Raw genomic sequence first — 286 nt, 5'->3', positions numbered from 1 at the left:
CATTGAGAGTATTTATTTTTTATTCTGTCTTTGCGACTTTAGGCTCTCTAACTGCGTACGTTGCTCAGGCGTCAACACGGCCATAACGGCTTGTTGTTTTTGCGCACGCGTACCCTTAGTATCTTTTTGGATCGCTTCGATCTGCGCTTTTTGAGTATTGGTCAAGTTGAGCTGCGAGAATGCCTTATGTTGACCCATACTCTTGCCATCTTTTTTGTGCTGACCTTGAGGACCTTTATGATTCTTGTCACCTCTTTCAGCCTTCATCTCTGCCAACTGTGTACGC

The 286-nt window shown here is 44.8% G+C and carries 1 protein-coding gene; it reads right to left on the bottom strand.

The window, feature by feature from the left end; all coding sequences use genetic code 11:
* Positions 1-12: 12 nt before the first annotated feature.
* A partial coding sequence (locus AAEZ22_RS18320; protein WP_352298447.1) for a hypothetical protein occupies positions 13-286 on the bottom strand: 274 nt, incomplete at its 5' end.

It is taken from the genome of Pseudoalteromonas sp. 20-MNA-CIBAN-0454, from assembly GCF_040308685.1.
Classification (GTDB): domain Bacteria; phylum Pseudomonadota; class Gammaproteobacteria; order Enterobacterales; family Alteromonadaceae; genus Pseudoalteromonas; species Pseudoalteromonas nigrifaciens.
Note: the sequence above shows the minus strand (reverse complement) of the source record. Positions and strands in the feature narration are given on the sequence as shown.